This window comes from Gardnerella rara (assembly GCF_055452355.1).
This window is the reverse complement of record NZ_JBVBJP010000001.1, coordinates 297,529-314,145: the sequence shown is the minus strand read 5'-3', so window position 1 is coordinate 314,145 and position 16,617 is coordinate 297,529. Positions and strand designations below refer to the sequence as shown.

The 16,617-nt window shown below is 39.7% G+C and carries 16 protein-coding genes; 3 read left to right on the top strand and 13 right to left on the bottom strand.

Translation table 11 applies throughout. The annotated features are described in order from the left end of the window. The first annotated feature begins 25 nt into the window (after window positions 1–25). Entirely contained in the window at window positions 26–442 is a 417-nt protein-coding gene (locus ACZ0NX_RS01295; RefSeq protein WP_464405065.1) for a Fur family transcriptional regulator, read from the top strand. A 98-nt stretch (window positions 443–540) separates the two neighbouring features. On the opposite strand, the gene ACZ0NX_RS01290 is transcribed toward ACZ0NX_RS01295, so the two are convergent. The 12 genes from ACZ0NX_RS01290 to ACZ0NX_RS01235 form a co-directional block, all read right to left on the bottom strand. Then, window positions 541–822, bottom strand: coding sequence for an HU family DNA-binding protein (locus ACZ0NX_RS01290; protein ID WP_060786765.1), 282 nt, complete (start codon window positions 820–822; stop codon window positions 541–543). Between the two features lie 244 nt (window positions 823–1,066). Beyond that, complete coding sequence (locus tag ACZ0NX_RS01285; RefSeq protein WP_464405063.1) at window positions 1,067–3,508, bottom strand: lysylphosphatidylglycerol synthase transmembrane domain-containing protein; 2,442 nt, start codon at window positions 3,506–3,508, stop codon at window positions 1,067–1,069. A gap of 44 nt (window positions 3,509–3,552) precedes the next feature. Continuing rightward, window positions 3,553–4,995 carry an adenylosuccinate lyase gene (gene purB / locus ACZ0NX_RS01280; protein WP_464405061.1) on the bottom strand — a complete coding sequence of 481 codons (1,443 nt, stop codon included), beginning with the start codon at window positions 4,993–4,995 and terminating at the stop codon, window positions 3,553–3,555. Window positions 4,996–5,074: 79 nt separating this feature from the next. Beyond that, window positions 5,075–6,694: a PGAP1-like alpha/beta domain-containing protein gene (locus ACZ0NX_RS01275; protein ID WP_464405059.1), complete on the bottom strand. Its 1,620-nt coding sequence runs from the start codon at window positions 6,692–6,694 to the stop codon at window positions 5,075–5,077. Next, window positions 6,694–6,945 (bottom strand): hypothetical protein, encoded by a 252-nt coding sequence (locus ACZ0NX_RS01270; protein ID WP_464405057.1) that lies wholly within the window; start codon window positions 6,943–6,945, stop codon window positions 6,694–6,696. Before ACZ0NX_RS01270 ends, ACZ0NX_RS01275 begins: the two co-directional genes overlap by 1 nt. Before the next feature lie 129 nt (window positions 6,946–7,074). Beyond that, on the bottom strand, window positions 7,075–7,698 hold the full coding sequence (locus tag ACZ0NX_RS01265; RefSeq protein WP_060786760.1) for a DUF6466 family protein: 624 nt from the start codon (window positions 7,696–7,698) through the stop codon (window positions 7,075–7,077). Further along, window positions 7,695–8,732 carry a vWA domain-containing protein gene (locus ACZ0NX_RS01260; RefSeq protein ID WP_464405055.1) on the bottom strand — a complete coding sequence of 346 codons (1,038 nt, stop codon included), beginning with the start codon at window positions 8,730–8,732 and terminating at the stop codon, window positions 7,695–7,697. The genes ACZ0NX_RS01265 and ACZ0NX_RS01260 overlap by 4 nt, the downstream gene beginning before the upstream one ends. Continuing rightward, window positions 8,729–9,919, bottom strand: a complete 1,191-nt coding sequence (locus ACZ0NX_RS01255; RefSeq protein ID WP_464405053.1) for a vWA domain-containing protein — start codon at window positions 9,917–9,919, stop codon at window positions 8,729–8,731. The genes ACZ0NX_RS01260 and ACZ0NX_RS01255 overlap by 4 nt, the downstream gene beginning before the upstream one ends. Beyond that, on the bottom strand, window positions 9,916–10,464 hold the full coding sequence (locus ACZ0NX_RS01250; RefSeq protein WP_464405051.1) for a hypothetical protein: 549 nt from the start codon (window positions 10,462–10,464) through the stop codon (window positions 9,916–9,918). Before ACZ0NX_RS01250 ends, ACZ0NX_RS01255 begins: the two co-directional genes overlap by 4 nt. 17 nt (window positions 10,465–10,481) lie before the next feature. Beyond that, window positions 10,482–11,495 carry a DUF58 domain-containing protein gene (locus ACZ0NX_RS01245; RefSeq protein ID WP_060786756.1) on the bottom strand — a complete coding sequence of 338 codons (1,014 nt, stop codon included), beginning with the start codon at window positions 11,493–11,495 and terminating at the stop codon, window positions 10,482–10,484. Further along, window positions 11,492–12,628, bottom strand: coding sequence for an AAA family ATPase (locus tag ACZ0NX_RS01240; RefSeq protein WP_060786755.1), 1,137 nt, complete (start codon window positions 12,626–12,628; stop codon window positions 11,492–11,494). The genes ACZ0NX_RS01245 and ACZ0NX_RS01240 overlap by 4 nt, the downstream gene beginning before the upstream one ends. Before the next feature lie 43 nt (window positions 12,629–12,671). Further along, window positions 12,672–13,373 carry a uracil-DNA glycosylase gene (locus ACZ0NX_RS01235; protein ID WP_060786754.1) on the bottom strand — a complete coding sequence of 234 codons (702 nt, stop codon included), beginning with the start codon at window positions 13,371–13,373 and terminating at the stop codon, window positions 12,672–12,674. Window positions 13,374–13,507: 134 nt separating this feature from the next. Between ACZ0NX_RS01235 and ACZ0NX_RS01230 the strand changes: the two genes are divergently transcribed. Together ACZ0NX_RS01230 and groL are read left to right on the top strand one after the other, a co-directional pair. Next, window positions 13,508–14,191 (top strand): LytR C-terminal domain-containing protein, encoded by a 684-nt coding sequence (locus ACZ0NX_RS01230; RefSeq protein ID WP_464405048.1) that lies wholly within the window; start codon window positions 13,508–13,510, stop codon window positions 14,189–14,191. Between the two features lie 277 nt (window positions 14,192–14,468). Continuing rightward, window positions 14,469–16,094 (top strand): chaperonin GroEL, encoded by a 1,626-nt coding sequence (gene groL / locus ACZ0NX_RS01225; protein ID WP_415688591.1) that lies wholly within the window; start codon window positions 14,469–14,471, stop codon window positions 16,092–16,094. A gap of 112 nt (window positions 16,095–16,206) precedes the next feature. Here groL and ACZ0NX_RS01220 read toward each other — a convergent pair whose 3' ends face one another. After that, a complete protein-coding gene (locus ACZ0NX_RS01220) occupies window positions 16,207–16,500 on the bottom strand; it encodes a WXG100 family type VII secretion target (RefSeq protein WP_415688590.1) in 294 nt (97 codons plus the stop codon). Between the last annotated feature and the right edge of the window lie 117 nt (window positions 16,501–16,617).

Here is a 16,617-nt window from a genome sequence, read left to right as displayed (position 1 = left end):
GTTTTTTGCGGCGAAAGGTTGAATAATGGTTGGTGAGCCAATACGCAGGAACACTAAGCAAAAAGAAACAGTTCTTGAGCATTTAAGAGCTTCGCGTAATTTTGTTTCTGCACAAAATTTGCATCGCGCGCTTGTAGAAGATGGTGAAATCATTGGTTTGGCCACTGTTTATCGCCAGCTTAATATGCTTTCGCAAAGTGGAGATGTTGATACCGTGCGTTTTAACGGTCAGCAGCTTTTTAGGATTTGCGACGAGAATACGCATCATCATCATTTGGTGTGCGAAAAATGCGGAAAGACTGTAGATATAGAGCCGCCAGATGATGAAGGTTGGATTCATAAGATTGCTGAATCTCATGGATACACGGTTATAGACCACACTTTGGAAGTGTTTGGATTGTGCGAAGAGTGCAATAAAGAGAGCAATAAAGGCAAAAATTAAAGACATAAATTCATAAATTAAAGACATAAAAAAACGAGGAACAAATCCAACTTTGGGAGTGTTCCTCGTTTCTGTAAGTCTACGCTTAGCGGTTCAACCTACTCGGCAACAGCCTTCTTAAGCAAAGAACCAGCAGAGATTCTAACACCGTAAGATGCAGGAATCTTAATGGTTTCGCCAGTGCGTGGGTTGCGGCCAGTGCGCTCAGCGCGCTTTACGCGCTCAGCGGAGAACAGACCAGTGAGCTTCAAGCCTTCGCCAGACTGCAAAGCCTCAACGAACACATCCTGGAATGCGTTGACAGCGGCCTCGGCCTGTGCCTTGGTAAGGTTGGACTTCTGAGCGATCTTCGAAACGAGATCAGACTTGTTGTATGCCATACAAGCATCCTTTGTGTTAGGGGCCTTCTCTTCCAAAGACCACTTTCACTCATAGATATTAATACATTTTCCCTACAAATGCGCGGTTTTTCAGCGTTTTATTAAGATTTTTTTACGATTTTTTAGTTTTTTTGGTTAATAAAGTGCATAAAAATCGCAAAAATGCCGTATATAGGCTTATTTATGCGGTTTTTAACTAAATATATTCTTTTTTGACTTATAAAATTTTAAAGAAATTTTTCTACTAAATTAATCCCTTATTACTAAGACTCTTCATTGCAAAAGCGCCAATCGGTATTCTTAGCCAATAGAACATAAGACGGTAAAGAAGAGTGGCAGACAACGCAATTGTTGGAGGAACGCCAACCGAAGTGAACGCAAAAGTGAGGGATGCTTCAACAGCACCTAATCCACCAGGAGTTGGAACAGCGGATCCAGCAGTGTTTGCCACTAAGAACAGCAGAACTGTTTCCCAAGGATTTGCGTAGTATCCAAAAGCTAGAAGAGCAACCCAATAGCCTAATCCTGTAGCAAAAACAAGAATTAAACCGCCCAATGTGCCATTAAAAAGCTGTTTTGGCTTAGTTACAAGCTCTTTTATCTGCTTTCCGTAGTCAGAAAGAATAGGCAGATATCTTTTTTGTATAAATTTGCGTATTGGAGTAATGGCCATAAACGCACAGAGGATTATAGTAACAATTCCTATTACTGTGATTAGCATGTGTGTAGGAATCATTCCAGAAAGCAGGTTTTTACCAGTAAAAATTCCAACGCTAAATATTACAAGAGCGGTTACTAGCGATTGCAAAAGCCAGACTGCGCTTGTAATAGCTGTTGCTTGAGATGTTGAATTTCCGCTTTTCTTTATAAGCTGCATGTTTACAAACGCAGGTCCAACTCCAGCTGGCATAGACACGGCGGTAAATCCAGAAGCCGCTTGCGATGTAAACAAAACGCCAGCATTTGGCTTTGAATCATCCATAAAAGCGCCAAGCGTAATAGAAGATCCAACCCACGCTAGCATGCTACAAGCAAAGCATGCCATAACCATTATGCTATCTGCTCTTTTAAGCGCCGAGATAAATTCTTGCGGATGCCATTGCGTAACAATAGCCGAAATCGCAGCAACAATAAGGATTAAGCTAACAAAGAATCGAATATTAAAGCGTGCTAATCTAACGGTGTCGTAGTCGTAGTCATCTTCGCTGTTATTCATGCACACTATTTTGCTCAACTCATTTTTAAGATCTTCAAAAAGCTTTTTATTGCACGAAGGAAGTGACTTTGTAGACGCTGGAATTGCGGCTTTTTGAATAAATGGCAAAATTTGCGCAACCTTATCTGCACCCCAAACGCTCATTGCTGATTGAACAGCAGTTTTTGCATCGATGCAAGCTGCAATAAGCGTTAAAAGCTGAACTTTATCTAAAGCAATATTTGTTGAATCGCTAGCAACATCGCCATTTTGCCAACCCGCAATTAGGGGAGTGCCGTCTTCTAAACGTGCAAGAGATTCGGGGCTTATTCTTCTGTGCGTAATTCCTCTAGAGTTTGCAATGTCAAGATATTGCATAAGCCTTTGAGCGTCGGAAGCATTAAGCGTGTTTAGATTGCATGGCACAAGAACATTACTAGTGTGAAACACCATTATTGATGATTTTTCTAGGTCTGTAACCCCGTACACGTTTGCAGTAGCAAGATGCAAATTTCTAAGCGCAAGCAGCATGGAAAGATGGTGGTGTATGGAGTGTCTTGCAGAACGGTCTCGTCTAACTGGAATATCAATCAGCTTAACCCACTGCCATAGCTGATTTAAATATCCAGGCAAATGCACTTGATTGTCTAATACCGATATAACGTATCTTGTTGCGTGAATATCAATTGCATCGTATAGCCTTGAATTTGCAATCAAATCGTCGTCTAGACTAGATTTTAAAACGCCGCTATGGTCGGTTGTTAGCGTTCTGCGATTAAGCTGAACAAGATGCGTAATGCCAATGTTTTCTAAGGCCTCAACAATGTCTTTGCCCCAGGCTCCCTTGCTTTGCGTTCCCTTAATAAACCTGATTAGCGTTCCAATAGAGCGCCCAATGCACCAAGATGTTAATGCGCCCGTTAGGGAATGCCAAGAAGTTACGATTAATATTGGAGAGGCAATTAGCAGCGCTTGCCAAGATAACTTTACAATTTTGTTATCTCTTCTAGGGCCACTAACGGTTAGAAAAGCAACTAAAACCGCATACATATCTGGCAATAATTCTGTGCCGTGACTATTAGAAATGGAATTAAACGATGCAAATATCGAAGGATTATCTAGCGTTGTAAGAATGTAGGAAATATACCATACAAGCGGATACGTTAAAAGCAGTGTTAGCGTTGATAATGTTGTATCAATCCATCGCCTGGCGTCAATCATAGATATTATTACGCCAGCAACAATCGCAATTGTAAGCGCTTGCTGAAAAAGAGAAGATGGTAGGCCTGTTACAATCCACTGAATAATCTTTCCAGCATTTTTTGCGTCGTGTTCTACTCCTGCTGTTGTTCCAGAAAAACACGTTGTAAATAACACCACAGCTGTAGCCACGCCAGCAGATACGATTGAGTAAATCAAGTCTGCCCAATTACGAACTAGCTTAGGCTCAGTGTCGTTAATAACTAAATCGTCTTTTACTTGCGATTGCATAGTACACCGTTTATTTATTAATAAAATTATTAATTTCTAATAAGTTATTGAATAAAATCCACCAAACGTGATGCAATTCCAGTATAAGATCCTGGAGTAAGGTTTTTTAGCCTACTTGCGGTTTGTGCGTCGAAGTTTCTAGAAGATATAAAATCTTCAACATCTTTTTTAGATATGCTGTGACCACGCATAAGCTCTTTAACCTGCTCGTATGGCCTTTCCATTCCTTCTACGCCAGCAATTTCTTGTGCGCGCATAGCAGTTTGGATTGGCTCGCCAAGAACCTCCCAATTGCTGTTAAGCTCTTCGCTCATCATTTGCGTGTTTGGATGAATCGACTTTAAGCCGCCAAGAAGATTATTTAGTGCAAGAAGTGTATAGCCGAATGCGGATCCAACGTTTCGCTGAGTAGTGGAATCAGTTAAATCGCGCTGCCAGCGGCTTTCGGTAAGCGTTGCGCAAAGGGTATCGAAAAGTGCGCAAGAAATCTCAAGATTTGCTTCCGCATTTTCGAATCGAATAGGGTTCACCTTGTGTGGCATTGTGGAAGATCCAGTAGCACCTTTAACTGGAACTTGCACAAAAACGCCGCGAGAAATATACATCCACACGTCTACTGCAAGATTGTGAAGAATGTGGTTAATGTGGCTTACAGTGCTGTAAAGCTCCGCCTGCCAATCGTGGCTTTCGATTTGCGTTGTAAGAGGATTGAAGCAAAGACCCATTCTGTTTTCTACAAACTCTTTAGAAACGCTAAGCCAATCAACATTAGGGAAAGCGGCGAGATGAGCGCCAAAAGTTCCAGTAGCACCATTTATTTTTCCAAGATATTCTTGGGCATCAAGGTGTTTTTGCTGTCGATTTAACCTATAAACAAACACAGCAAGCTCTTTACCTAAAGTTGTAGGAGTTGCAGGTTGACCGTGAGTTAGCGATAGCATTGGGGTATCTCTATACTCTTGCGCTTTTTGAGTTAAGTAATCAACAATAGCTTGCAAATTTGGCCTATACACGTTTTCAACAGCGTTTTTTACGCAACGAGCTATAGAAAGATTGTTTATATCTTCGCTTGTGCAAGCAAAATGAACCAATGTTTTAAGATTGCTAAGCTGGGTTTTATGCCCTAATACTTGCTCTGCTTTGTCTAACTCGTCGTCAATGTAATATTCAACAGCCTTAACGTCGTGATGCGTAACAGCTTCGTGAGCAGCATGGCGTTTTATACCTTCGGCTCCAAAGTTTTCTGGGATTGCGCGCAAATAATCGCATTCCTCATCTGTTAAAGGCTTTACGCCATCTACAATCGTTTTAAAACTGTTTCCCTTATAACCGTTTGCTAGAAGAATCATCCATTCAACTTCAACACGCATGCGCTCGCGGTTTAATGCTGGTTCGCTTAAATATTCTACGAGGCTAGCAGTTTGGTTGTGGTATCTTCCGTCTAGTGGAGTTAAAGCAATAGCAGGGCAAATATCAGTAAGCTTCATACTCTAAAGGTTACAGCATGGCATGAAACTACTAAGTTTTGAGCGTTGCTATTTTGAGTCTTGCCGTTTTAGCGTTGTACTAGTGTTGCATAACTCCTTGCCACAATGTTGTTTCTTCTAAAGTCCCTTTTAACACATTGCTAAAATGCGATTCTTGAGATCTTATTTGTTTAGAAGATAGCTGACTGGCGTCTTGGTAAGCTGCTTGATGATAATTTAAATCATGCGTGAGCGTTCCTTCTTCTGGCACATTTTTTACTAGTATTCCGTCTTTTTCAAAAAGATTTTTTGACTTGCGATTCTCTTTGCGATTCTCTTTGCGATTTGACTTGCGATTTTGCTTAGAATCATTTTGCTTGTTGTCTTCTTTACTGTTGCTTCTATTACTACTTTTACTAGCCACTGCGTGAATCGTAACCCAATTGTTTCTGCTTGGATTACTCGCTCCGTCTAATGTTGGAACAAGTTCGTCTTCCATTTCTATGCTTGTTACCCAAGTTTTTTCTGGAATTGCATGGTTTGCTATAGGCGACCCTGCTGTTACAACGTGTTTTATGTTGTATTGTTTTGAATAGTCGCTTGCAATTTCTGCAGCAACTATTCCGCCTTGTGAATGCCCAACAAGTACAACATTATCGTTTGGTTTAATGCCGCTTTTCTTCATTGCTTCCACAACCATTCTTGTGCTGTCTGCGTTCATTCTTACGCTTTTAGAGCTGCTCATAACCTCCGCATTTTGAGGCCATCCAAACGGCGATTTAGGCTTTCCGTCCGTTCCCGGTATTGTAACAAGCCAAGATGTTCTGCCGTTCTTTTGCTTAAAACGTTGAATTGCGATTGTTGCAGCATCTGGATTTGTTTTTGGCGGATGCACAGAAAGATTTCCGTTTGCAAGATTATTAAGATTTGCAAGAGCTTGACCAATATTATTTCCCTTATATTGCAGTATTTTAGATTGTGCATTTTTAGGCAAAACTAGTTTTGTTACTTTAAGATTGTTTCCTTGTTTTGCGTCATTGATTTTTGCACTAAACAAGCTTAATGCGCTTGCAAATGTGGCAACTGGAGCTTTTGAATGTTTTACATCGTTTCTTTCTTGAATGCTGGAAAAAAGACGAATGGGGATTCCTGTTACTGGATTTATTAGAAAATGTTTAGAAAAGCCTCGTATAAATCCCTGTTGTATTGGTGCTGTTGCATGGCTCCACTTAGAAAAGTTTTTCATGCCACTTTTTTGAGTCATGTCTAAAATCGCACTAAATCCTGCGCTTGCAAAGAATGGTACTGCAGTAATAGGGAAGATTGTGGTTCCAATAGCCACAAGGTTATCGAAGGCTTCTCTATTTTTGTATTCCGTTGCAGAATATAGGTTATTTGCCCTGATTATTAAAGTAGACAATTCGCTAAGATTGTTGGACATTGATTCGCATTGGCTTGACTTTATTCTGCATTCGCTAGAATCTGGCAAGTTTTGTAAAGCAGGTTGGCAAAAATCTTTGTTAAAACAGTTGTTTTGACTTTGTACAAGAGCTGCTTTTTGGCTTTCGATTTGCAATGCGGTTTGCATCCAACATGCGCTTAGTGAATGGAAATCGTTTGATAGTTCGCTAAGTCTTGCAGCTTTTGCTTTATAAGCGTTAGAATCAGCAACGCTAAGAGGTTCTCCGCCAGTTATAGTTGATTTTACTCTCCAAGGCATTATTTACCTCCGTAGTTTAGCATTTCGTTAAAAGTGGGATTAGCGTTAATAAAATCAGCATCAATAAAGCCAGCATCAACAGAGCTGATTTGGCATGCTTTTCTAGCGGTTTTAGCCATCTGTTCGTTAAACGCGTTTGCGGCTTTGCCATGCCAGTCTTTAAGAGTGTTGGAGTGTGCTTCGCTAAGCACGCTGTTAGAGCATTGTTCTGTTCTTTCTAACAGCCATTGGTAATCGTTAAATATGTGCATACAAATATTACACACAACGTTTTTTAAATAGTCACGAAAATTCTTGCAATGTGGTTAAAGGCTATAATCCTTGAAATATAAGGGTTTTTGTGCTTGAGGCGGTTTTTTTAAAAAAGCACTTTAGCATATTTACCAAGGTTTATTGCTTGAGTCTTCTTTTTTAGAAGACTTAGTTTTTCCATTCTTGTTTGAATCTTTAGATGTAGAATCATCTTCGGTTTGCGACGATTGATTCTGCGAATTTTGGCTAGAATCGCTTTGATTATTCTGCCTTAGTAAATCTTGAACTTTGCTTTTTTGCGAATTACTTAAGCTGGATTTATTGGATTTTTCTTGCGATTTATTAATCCTATTTTCGCTATTATTCTGGTTTGTTTTTGCGTTTGCGTCCGTATCTTTTTTATCTTGGTCAAGTTGCTTTTGCAAACTATTTGTAAGTTTTTTAGATATTAATGCGTTATGATTAATGCTCTTTTTTAAGTGCGGCATTAAAATTGTATAAGGTGATTTTGCTTCGTTAAACTGGTCATCAACCTGTTTTTGAGATACAGCCAACATTTCTTTATCTGCATCAACTTTTTTCGATGCTTTTATGTTGTTTATAAGACTTTTTGTAGCAGCATTATATGTTGATTCTGCTTTAAGATTAGTGGCAATAAAATAAATTGACGCCATGCATAAAGCTATAACAATAGTAGATATTGCAATAATAGAAAATCTTAGGAACGACTTAGGTGTGATTTTACTAATCATATAAGCTTCCTCGATTTTGTAATCCAGCACGCCAATTCCCAAAGAATTAATATACTTGCAAGAATAGCAAACGGCCAAACGATTGGATAAGGCCTAAGTCTTGGTTTAACAGTGTTGTTTTGCCGCCATTGTTTAGAAAGAATCTGTTTTGCTTCTACGCCAATGGAATGATCTTTACTGGAATCAACATATTTTCCGCTAAGCTCGTCTGCAATATTCTTAAGATTCTTTGAATCCATTTTAGATATTCCAGGTTTTTTTGTAGAAGGGTCAATAATCCATTTTCCAGACTGTTTTATAGAAGAATCAGTTGAATTAATATCGTCTAAATCGTCCAACTTAGTGCTTTCGTTTGGGATTTTTCCGCCATTTTTAGACCCAACACCAATAACATAAGCATGATTTACGTAGCCGCGTAAAGAAGAGAATGTTCTGCGCTTTCTGCTGGTTGTTTCTTCGCCATCGCTAATTAAATACAAAACAGTAACATCTTGTGGATGAGCGTCGTGAATTGCTTTAGTGGCAAGAAGAGTTTTATCTAGCGGCGCGTCTAAGCTCGTTCCGTTTGAAACTCCAACAGGCTCTGTGTTAATAGTATTAACCCAATTTTCAATGGCATTTACGTCTGGAGTTAAAGGAACGTCAACGCTAGAAGACGCTCCAAATCTTATAGCGCTAAAGCTTGCGTTTGTGTAATTGCTTGCAACTTGTTTTATTATTTGCTTTGCGCTGTTAAATCTTGTGTTCTTGTGATTAGATAAATCCGTAGAATCGTTTACGTTCATAGACCCAGTAACGTCTAAAACAAAAACAACGTTAGTGGCATTAAGGGATCGTTGAAAAGTGTTTTTCATAACGCATGGGCATAATGCGCAAATCGCAAGCAAAACGCAGATTAATACTCTGCGAACTCGCATATAAACAGTTTCATCCGTATTGGAATTATTGCGTTTTAGTGGAAAAATCTCAAACAAAGCTAAAACGGTAAGAATTGCAATTAAAACTAACGAAATCCAACTAAAATATACTCTCATCGCTTTATCCTTCTTGCAAAAATAAGCCAAAGAGATGCAAAAATAACCGCCAATATTGTTGGAATACTAGGGTCATCACTTAAAGCTGACTGCGTTGATTTTTTAGGAATACTCGTATGCTGTTGCTCAATTTTACGCACCAAAGTCATTACGGAATCAGCATTATGCTGCGTTAAGAAAATACCACCATTTTGCTCTATAAGATTTCGCATTTGCACAGTAGTTGATTCGTTTTCGCTTTGAGCAGACCCAGAGTATAAGCCGTCAACTTGAATATTGGCCTGGCTTGTTAAATTCAATGCTTGTTTAAGTGAATAGGCTGGTTTTCCAGAAACAACGTTATCGGTTGCTAAAACAATAGAAGCACTACGATTAAGGCGATTGTGAGGCTTTTTAGAATTGTTGGAAGACCCGTATACAACGCCAGGAATCATTGCGGCACAGCTAACAAGACCATCTCCAATTAAAGACGTTGCCTCTTTTCTGTTTTGAGTGCCATCAAGCCATGCAGAAATTTGCTGATATTGCTTTTGCTGCATGTTGTCGATTTTATCTTGCGATTGAACTCCGTCTAAGAGTTTAGAAGCGTATTGCAATTGTTTTTTAACAAGAGAATAGTCGTCGGTTAGCGGAAAAACAGTTCTGGATGTTGAGTTAAAAATGCTCAAGCCTATGCGCTCGCCTTGAAAATGTTCAACAAATTTTAAGTAAGCGTTAATAACTTCTAAATCGTAGGGAAGAGTGGAGCCAGAAACATCTAAGCAAAGTACAATGTCTCTAGAACTTGATTGCTCGTCTGCGTCTAAAACTCTAGAAGGCCTTGCGCTAAGAGTTAGTGTGCATAAAAGCGCAAGGGAAAGCATTAACGCGCATATTCTTCGCAAAATAATCCATAATCGCCATTTTCTTGAGCATATACTTCCTTGCAAATCTTCATCTAAAGTAAAAGACGTTAAAAAGCTTGTTTTTAAAGCTTTTAAAGATTCGAGTTTGTGAGTTTTGTAATTGTATTTTTTAATCTCACTTATTACAAAGACTAGTATTGAAACAACTAATGCTATTAAAACGCCAAAAACAAGGACTAATGGCCATTTTAAGCGCATAGAGAAAAGCGTTGAAGCAAATATTTTGCACATTGCTAAATTAGGTATTGCCAAAGTGCATGTGCTTAAAGTGGAGAATGTCATCTTTTATTCTCCTTTGTCTTATTTTCCTTTGTTTTCCAGCTTTCAAGAAGAGCAAGAACCCATCTTGCGCCTTGATCAACATCTGCATCTTTTGCCTGATTATTATACTTTGCGTCCGCAAATTCAGGAGGGTATAAAGCTGCAATAGTTTGACGCAATAAGTCTGCTCCCTGCGTGTTTTTCCAAGTGTTTCTAAGCGAACTAATGTCTCCAAGAGTGTGTGATTTAATGTTGTCTCCGCTAATTATAGAAACGTATTGTCGAGCAATTTTAGCTAATTTAGCAAAAGCTTGATCTTTTTTAATCTTGTTTTGATTATATTCGCTAACAACCTGCTCAATTTTTTTACGCCATTCTTGCCTATTTGCGTTTAAAGTATGAGCGGCATTTTTTACATCTTCTTTAGTGTTTGCTTTAGTGTTGATTTTGTAGATAGCAATGTAGAGCATTATGATTGCCAAAAATGCAACTATTATGCTTAAGCCAATAAGGGCAAGTAGCATTGTTTCGTCGTTTAAAACTTTTTGAACATTATTAATACTCACTGCAAACCAACCTAAGCCTATTTTAAGAGTAAATCTTGATTCTTCTTAACACTAAAAACGCTGTTTTGCAAAGTTGCGTTACAAATAAATTTAGCCAAAGAATGGAATATTTGCTTGCTAGAAGACCCACGTATAAGGCAAGCTTTAGCAGAGTTTAAGCATTCGTGTAGCGAGTTGTTTATAAATGCCCTATGTGTCTTTACTTCTTTACAGCAGGAATCGTCTACTAAAAACGCTGGTATTTTGCGCATTGTTGTTCCATCAAGTATTGGAATATCTTTAGACTTGCTAAATGGGTTTACCGGGCTTAGGGTTACAACGATTAAAGAATGTAATCTAGCGATTTTTTGCAAATCATTAAAATGTTTTTGCAAAATAGCGTATTCGTCTGTAATTATTACAATCAAGCCGTGTTTTTGGGTAATTGAATTAGCGAAGTCAATAATGGCATCTGTGTTTCTAGTGTTTTTGCGTGCATTGCACAATGAAATATCTAAGCTACGCTCAAAATCAGGCAGATTCCTACAAGATGGAATCCGTAAAACATTATCTCCATCAAATAAAGCGCAATTGAGTGAATCGTTGCGTTTTATGCTTAAAGACGCAAAAAAACATGCTGCGTTAGAAGCAATCTCATATAAATATTCATTACTTTTAGACGCGCAAGAAGCATTCATATTTACACTAGAATCCACAAGAATCCAAGTTTTAGAAGAAGATTCGCGCTGCCTGGAAGAAACCATTGGTTCGCCAATTCTTGCGCTGGCTTTCCAGTTGATCATTCTAGCTTCGTCTCCAGGCTGCCAAGCATGAACGTCTACTAAGTCGCCATTACCAAATTTTTGGTTAGAAGGGTGTTCTCCTTCAAAAATGCTTAAAGATTTTTTTGCAAGTGGAAGATTTAGACGATTGTCTAATGCTTCGATTTTTCGCCTAACTTTTTTAGACGAATCGGAGCATAGCAAATTCCTTTTAGCATTAACTGTAAAAGTTGGTTGTGAATAGGTTTTAAACAGTTTTGCAAAAATCATGGTGCAGGAACCGTCTTCACTATTGCATCAATAACTTGGTCGCTAGTAATGGAATCTGCTAAAGCTTCAAAAGTCAAAAGAATCCTGTGTCTAAGAACTTCGTGAGCAAATTTTTTAACATCTTCTGGAATAACGTAATCCCTTCCAGAAAGAAGAGCTTGAGCCTGACCAATGCGTATTAAAGCAATAGAAGCTCTAGGGCTTGCACCCATTCGTACAAGTGAAGAAATAGTTTTAAGAGGGTGACTTCCTTGGCCTCTAGAAGTTGCAACAATATCTACTGCATACTTCATAACAGCTTCCGAAACATGCACTCGTTTAGCGGCTGCGCGCAAAAAAGTAACGTCTTGCAAACTTATTTTTTGGCTATTAAGTGTTTGCGGATTAAAAACGTCGCTTCCTCTGTTTGTTAAAAGCTCCAACATGCTCACCTCTTCGCTAAACGAAGGGTAAGTCATAACAGCTTTAAGCATAAAACGATCCATTTGAGCTTCTGGAAGATTAAAAGTTCCTTCTTCTTCAATTGGATTTTGCGTAGCAATAACCATAAAAGGCTGAGGAAGATTAATGCGTTCTCCACCAATTGTTGTAGCGCCTTCTGCCATTGCCTCCAGCATTGCTGACTGAGTTTTTGCATTTGATCGATTAATCTCGTCTAGCAGAATCACGTTTGCGTGAATAGGACCAATCTGTGTTGTAAATCTTTGAGAAGAAAAGTCAAAAACTTGAGTTCCAACTAAGTCTGCTGGCATTAAATCAGGCGTACACTGAATTCGTTTAAAGCTTCCAGACATTGCCGTTGCAAGAGTCTGTGCAGCAGTTGTTTTAGCAAGACCTGGAACAGATTCAATAAGAATGTGGCCTCCAGCAATAAGCGTTAAAATAAGCGATTCTTTAAGTGAATCTTGGCCTACAAGTGTTTGAGCAAATCTTGAGCGAAGAACCGCTGCAATCTGCTGCGCCTTTTTAATGCTCTCGTTAGAAACGCCTGCAGATATTGGCTGATTTGTTTCGTCTACTGTATTAGAAATAGAGCTATTAGAAACAGGTACGCGAGGCTGGGGTGGAAGAGAGAAAACACCAGTATTTGCGCTATTGTTTTGACTATTTGGTTGCGGAGGGAATAATGCCATGCGTTTTATTTTAACCGATATACGCTACCTTAGTTTCTTTTTGCTATAAGCTCCAGTCAATTGCAGATGCTCCCATTGATATTAATGCTTGATTTGTTCTAGAAAATGGCCTGGATCCAAAGAATCCTCTAGATGCAGAAAGCGGACTTGGGTGTGGGGATTGAATAATCACTGCGTTTGTAAGAAGAGGAGCTAGGCTTTGAGCGTTTCTGCCCCAAAGAATTGCCACTAATGGAAGCGGTTTGCCGTTATTATCTGTGCGATTATTTAGCGCTGTTATTGCAGCATCTGTTATTTGTTCCCAGCCTTTTCCTTGATGGCTATTCGCTTTGCCTGCTTCTACGCTAAGGCATCTGTTTAACAGCATTACGCCCTGCTTAGTCCAAGGTGTTAAATCGCCATTTTTAGGCATTGGAACGTTTAAATCATTAACTAATTCTTTATAGATGTTGGTTAGACTTTTAGGCAACGGTTTAACGCTAGGGTCTACGCAAAAACTAAGACCAACTGGGTGCCCTGGTGTTGGGTATGGGTCTTGACCAACAATAAGAACCTTTATTTGATTAAAAGGGATTGTAAAAGCTCTAAGAATATTATGACTTTCTGGCAAAAATCGTCTTCCGCATGCTAATTCTTGCCGTAAAAAATCTCCCATTTTGTGAATTTGTGGTTCAACTGGTTCAAGGGCATTTGCCCAATCTGGGTCTATGAGTTCGTGCAAAGATTTTCGCTGCTTAATATCCATATTTATCAACTCTAAAACAAGGGTGATAAATACAAAATCAAATGTAAAAATAAATAAAATTCTTTATGCTTTGTGCGCGGTATTCGCTAATATGGACTCATACTGTTAGCTGATTTTTTAGAAGGGATACAATTATGGCGCATAAAAGCCAGAACGTGTCGTTTACGCCAGATGCTTTTGATAATCCACCAGAAGGCCCTGTTGGAGTACATCGCGGAAATCGCGCTTGGTATGCCGTATTGTTCCCGTATGTAGTAGTCGTAACTATTGCTGTTGTTTTAGGCATTTTTGCATGGGCTATTATGTCTGGAGAAATCAACAACATTCGTTTGCCATGGAGCGCAAATCAGTCAACAACTGCTAAGTCTTCTAAACTTAAGAGCGGCAAAATTGACGAGCGCAAGAGCAAGTCGGATGATGCTGACGACGATTCAGACGAAGATAGGGATCCAGTAAAAAACGATAAGTCTAATAAAGAAGATAAAAATGCTAATAGCTCTAAGGATTCTAAAGACAATAATGCAAGCAACTCAAACACTTCTGGGCAATCTGTTAACAAGACTGTTCCAGTAAGAGTTATTAATGCAACAAAGATTCAGGGTCATGCTGCTCAAGAAGCTGCAAAGCTTAAGCAAGCGGGCTACGAAAATGTACAGGCTGCAAATCCTGCTGGAACTGTTCCTGCTGATTCTGTTGTTTGGTATAAGGGGAGCGAGAATCGAGCTGCTGCTGAAGATATTGCTAAAACACTCGGAATCAGCAATGTTGAATCTGCGGATCAAATAGCAACCACTATTGTTGTGGTTTTGTGCAAGTAGATTTGCTGTACAAAATAAATAAACGTAATAGATTTGACTAATAAATAAACGCTTAAATAGCCAATTGGAAAGTCTTAATAAGTGGCTTTTTGATTGGCTATTTTTGATTTTTGACTATAGATTTTTTCTATAGATTTTTGAATACAGTTGGCACTCGGGTACTTAGAGTGCTAATCTTCATTTAGCACTCAGTTTAAACGGTTTAGTCAACAGCTGACGGTTGATTAGCTTTAAAAGATTTGAGTGGGTGTCCATAGTTAAGTTATGTGGAGGAATAATGGCAAAGATTATTGCCTATGAAGAGGATGCCCGTCAGGGTATGCTTGCTGGTCTTGATAAGCTTGCAAATACAGTAAAGGTCACACTTGGACCAAAGGGTCGTAATGTAGTTTTAGATAAGTCTTACGGTGCTCCAACAATCACCAACGATGGCGTTTCAATCGCTAAGGAGATTGATCTCGAAGATCCATACGAGCGCATTGGCGCAGAGTTGGTAAAGGAAGTTGCTAAGAAGACCGACGACGTTGCTGGTGACGGTACTACAACTGCTACCGTTTTGGCTCAGTCTTTGGTTCACGAAGGCTTAAAGAACGTTGTTGCTGGAAGCAATCCAATTGCTCTTCGCAGGGGCATTGAAAAGGCTTCCGAGGCAATTGTTAAGGAATTGCTTGCATCTGCTAAAGATGTTGAAACCAAGGATCAAATTGCTGCTACTGCTACGATTTCTGCAGCCGACCCAGAAGTTGGCGAAAAGATTGCAGAAGCTCTAGATAAGGTTGGCCAAGACGGTGTTGTTACTGTTGAAGACAACAACAAGTTTGGTCTTGATTTGGACTTTACCGAAGGTATGCGTTTTGATAAGGGCTATATTTCCCCTTACTTTGTAACCAATGCAGAAGATCAGACTGCTGTTTTGGAAGACCCATACATTTTGCTCACTTCTGGTAAGGTTTCTAGCCAGCAAGACATTGTTCATGTTGCTGAACTTGTTATGAAGTCTGGAAAGCCATTGCTTATTATTGCAGAAGATGTTGATGGCGAAGCTTTGCCAACGCTTGTTCTTAACAAGATTCGTGGCACTTTCAACACTGTAGCTGTTAAAGCTCCAGGCTTTGGCGATCGCCGTAAGGCAATGTTGCAAGATATGGCAATTTTGACTGGTGCTCAGGTTGTTTCCGATGATCTTGGCTTAAAGCTCGATTCTATCGATGCTTCTGTGTTTGGTCATGCAGCAAAGGTAATCGTTTCTAAGGATGAAACAACTATTGTTTCTGGCGCTGGCTCTAAGGAAGATGTTGAGGCTCGTGTTGCTCAGATTCGTGCAGAAATTGAAAACACCGATTCTGATTACGATCGCGAAAAGCTTCAGGAGCGTCTTGCTAAGCTTGCTGGTGGCGTAGCTGTTATTAAGGTTGGCGCTGCTACCGAGGTAGAAGCCAAGGAACGCAAGCATCGCATTGAAGATGCAGTGCGTAACGCTAAGGCTGCAATCGAAGAGGGCTTGCTTCCAGGCGGCGGCGTTGCTCTTGTTCAGGCTGCTGCAAAGGTAGAAAAGTCTGCCGCAATTGCCGATCTTAAGGGCGAAGAAGCAACAGGCGCTGCAATCGTGTTCCGCGCTGTAGAAGCTCCAATCAAGCAGATTGCTCAAAACAGCGGTGTTTCTGGAGACGTTGTTCTTAACAAGGTTCGCGAGCTTCCAGAAGGCCAGGGCTTTAACGCTGCAACCAACGCTTACGAAGATTTGATGGCTGCTGGCGTTACTGATCCAGTTAAGGTAACTCGTTCTGCTCTACAGAATGCTGCTTCTATTGCTGGTTTGTTCTTAACAACCGAAGCTGTTGTTGCCAACAAGCCAGAAAAGCCAGCTGCAGCTCCAGCTGGCGGCGCAGAGATGGGCTACTAAATTAAATTAAATTAACTCTTTGATTGAGTCTGTTTAGTTATCAGGCATGAGCGGTAAAGTTTTGGCTTTGCCGCTCATGTTTTTGTTTTTGTAACTTGTTTTTGTAACTTGTTTAGTTCATTGCAAATAGCGATGTTGCTTGCGCTTCTGTATCCATGTAGATGTTAGAAGCATTTTGCATTGCAAGCTGAATTGCCTCTAGTGATTGTTCCATTTGCTGGTGCGCTGCTCGCCATTGTGTGGCGGTTGTTGCAAACTGAGTGGCAGCAGGACCAGTCCATACGCTTTGCAGCTGCTGAAGATTTGCGTACATTCCGTTAGTTGCATCTCGAATTGCATTAATCGAAGATCCAACTGCTGCAGCAGATTGCTGAATCTGTTCTGAATCAACTCTAAATTGTGCCATTTTTACTCCTTAATGCTTGTAAATTGTGTTTTGTTATGCTTTATCTCCGTGTTATTTAATGCTTGTGTAGAAATGACGTATTAAACCCAATTTTTGCTATTGTTTCTTGTAATCTAA

What these genes read in the sequence shown, in the direction of transcription:
- ACZ0NX_RS01265 (WP_060786760.1), bottom strand. Translation starts at nt 7,698, where the DNA reads ATGATTAGTAAAATCACACCTAAGTCGTTCCTAAGATTTTCTATTATT.
- ACZ0NX_RS01270 (WP_464405057.1), bottom strand. Translation starts at nt 6,945, where the DNA reads ATGCACATATTTAACGATTACCAATGGCTGTTAGAAAGAACAGAACAA.
- ACZ0NX_RS01285 (WP_464405063.1), bottom strand. Translation starts at nt 3,508, where the DNA reads ATGCAATCGCAAGTAAAAGACGATTTAGTTATTAACGACACTGAGCCT.
- ACZ0NX_RS01230 (WP_464405048.1), top strand. Translation starts at nt 13,508, where the DNA reads ATGGCGCATAAAAGCCAGAACGTGTCGTTTACGCCAGATGCTTTTGAT.
- ACZ0NX_RS01260 (WP_464405055.1), bottom strand. Translation starts at nt 8,732, where the DNA reads ATGAGAGTATATTTTAGTTGGATTTCGTTAGTTTTAATTGCAATTCTT.
- ACZ0NX_RS01275 (WP_464405059.1), bottom strand. Translation starts at nt 6,694, where the DNA reads ATGCCTTGGAGAGTAAAATCAACTATAACTGGCGGAGAACCTCTTAGC.
- purB (WP_464405061.1), bottom strand. Translation starts at nt 4,995, where the DNA reads ATGAAGCTTACTGATATTTGCCCTGCTATTGCTTTAACTCCACTAGAC.
- ACZ0NX_RS01290 (WP_060786765.1), bottom strand. Translation starts at nt 822, where the DNA reads ATGGCATACAACAAGTCTGATCTCGTTTCGAAGATCGCTCAGAAGTCC.
- ACZ0NX_RS01220 (WP_415688590.1), bottom strand. Translation starts at nt 16,500, where the DNA reads ATGGCACAATTTAGAGTTGATTCAGAACAGATTCAGCAATCTGCTGCA.
- ACZ0NX_RS01295 (WP_464405065.1), top strand. Translation starts at nt 26, where the DNA reads ATGGTTGGTGAGCCAATACGCAGGAACACTAAGCAAAAAGAAACAGTT.
- ACZ0NX_RS01235 (WP_060786754.1), bottom strand. Translation starts at nt 13,373, where the DNA reads ATGGATATTAAGCAGCGAAAATCTTTGCACGAACTCATAGACCCAGAT.
- ACZ0NX_RS01255 (WP_464405053.1), bottom strand. Translation starts at nt 9,919, where the DNA reads ATGACATTCTCCACTTTAAGCACATGCACTTTGGCAATACCTAATTTA.
- ACZ0NX_RS01240 (WP_060786755.1), bottom strand. Translation starts at nt 12,628, where the DNA reads ATGGCATTATTCCCTCCGCAACCAAATAGTCAAAACAATAGCGCAAAT.
- ACZ0NX_RS01245 (WP_060786756.1), bottom strand. Translation starts at nt 11,495, where the DNA reads ATGATTTTTGCAAAACTGTTTAAAACCTATTCACAACCAACTTTTACA.
- groL (WP_415688591.1), top strand. Translation starts at nt 14,469, where the DNA reads ATGGCAAAGATTATTGCCTATGAAGAGGATGCCCGTCAGGGTATGCTT.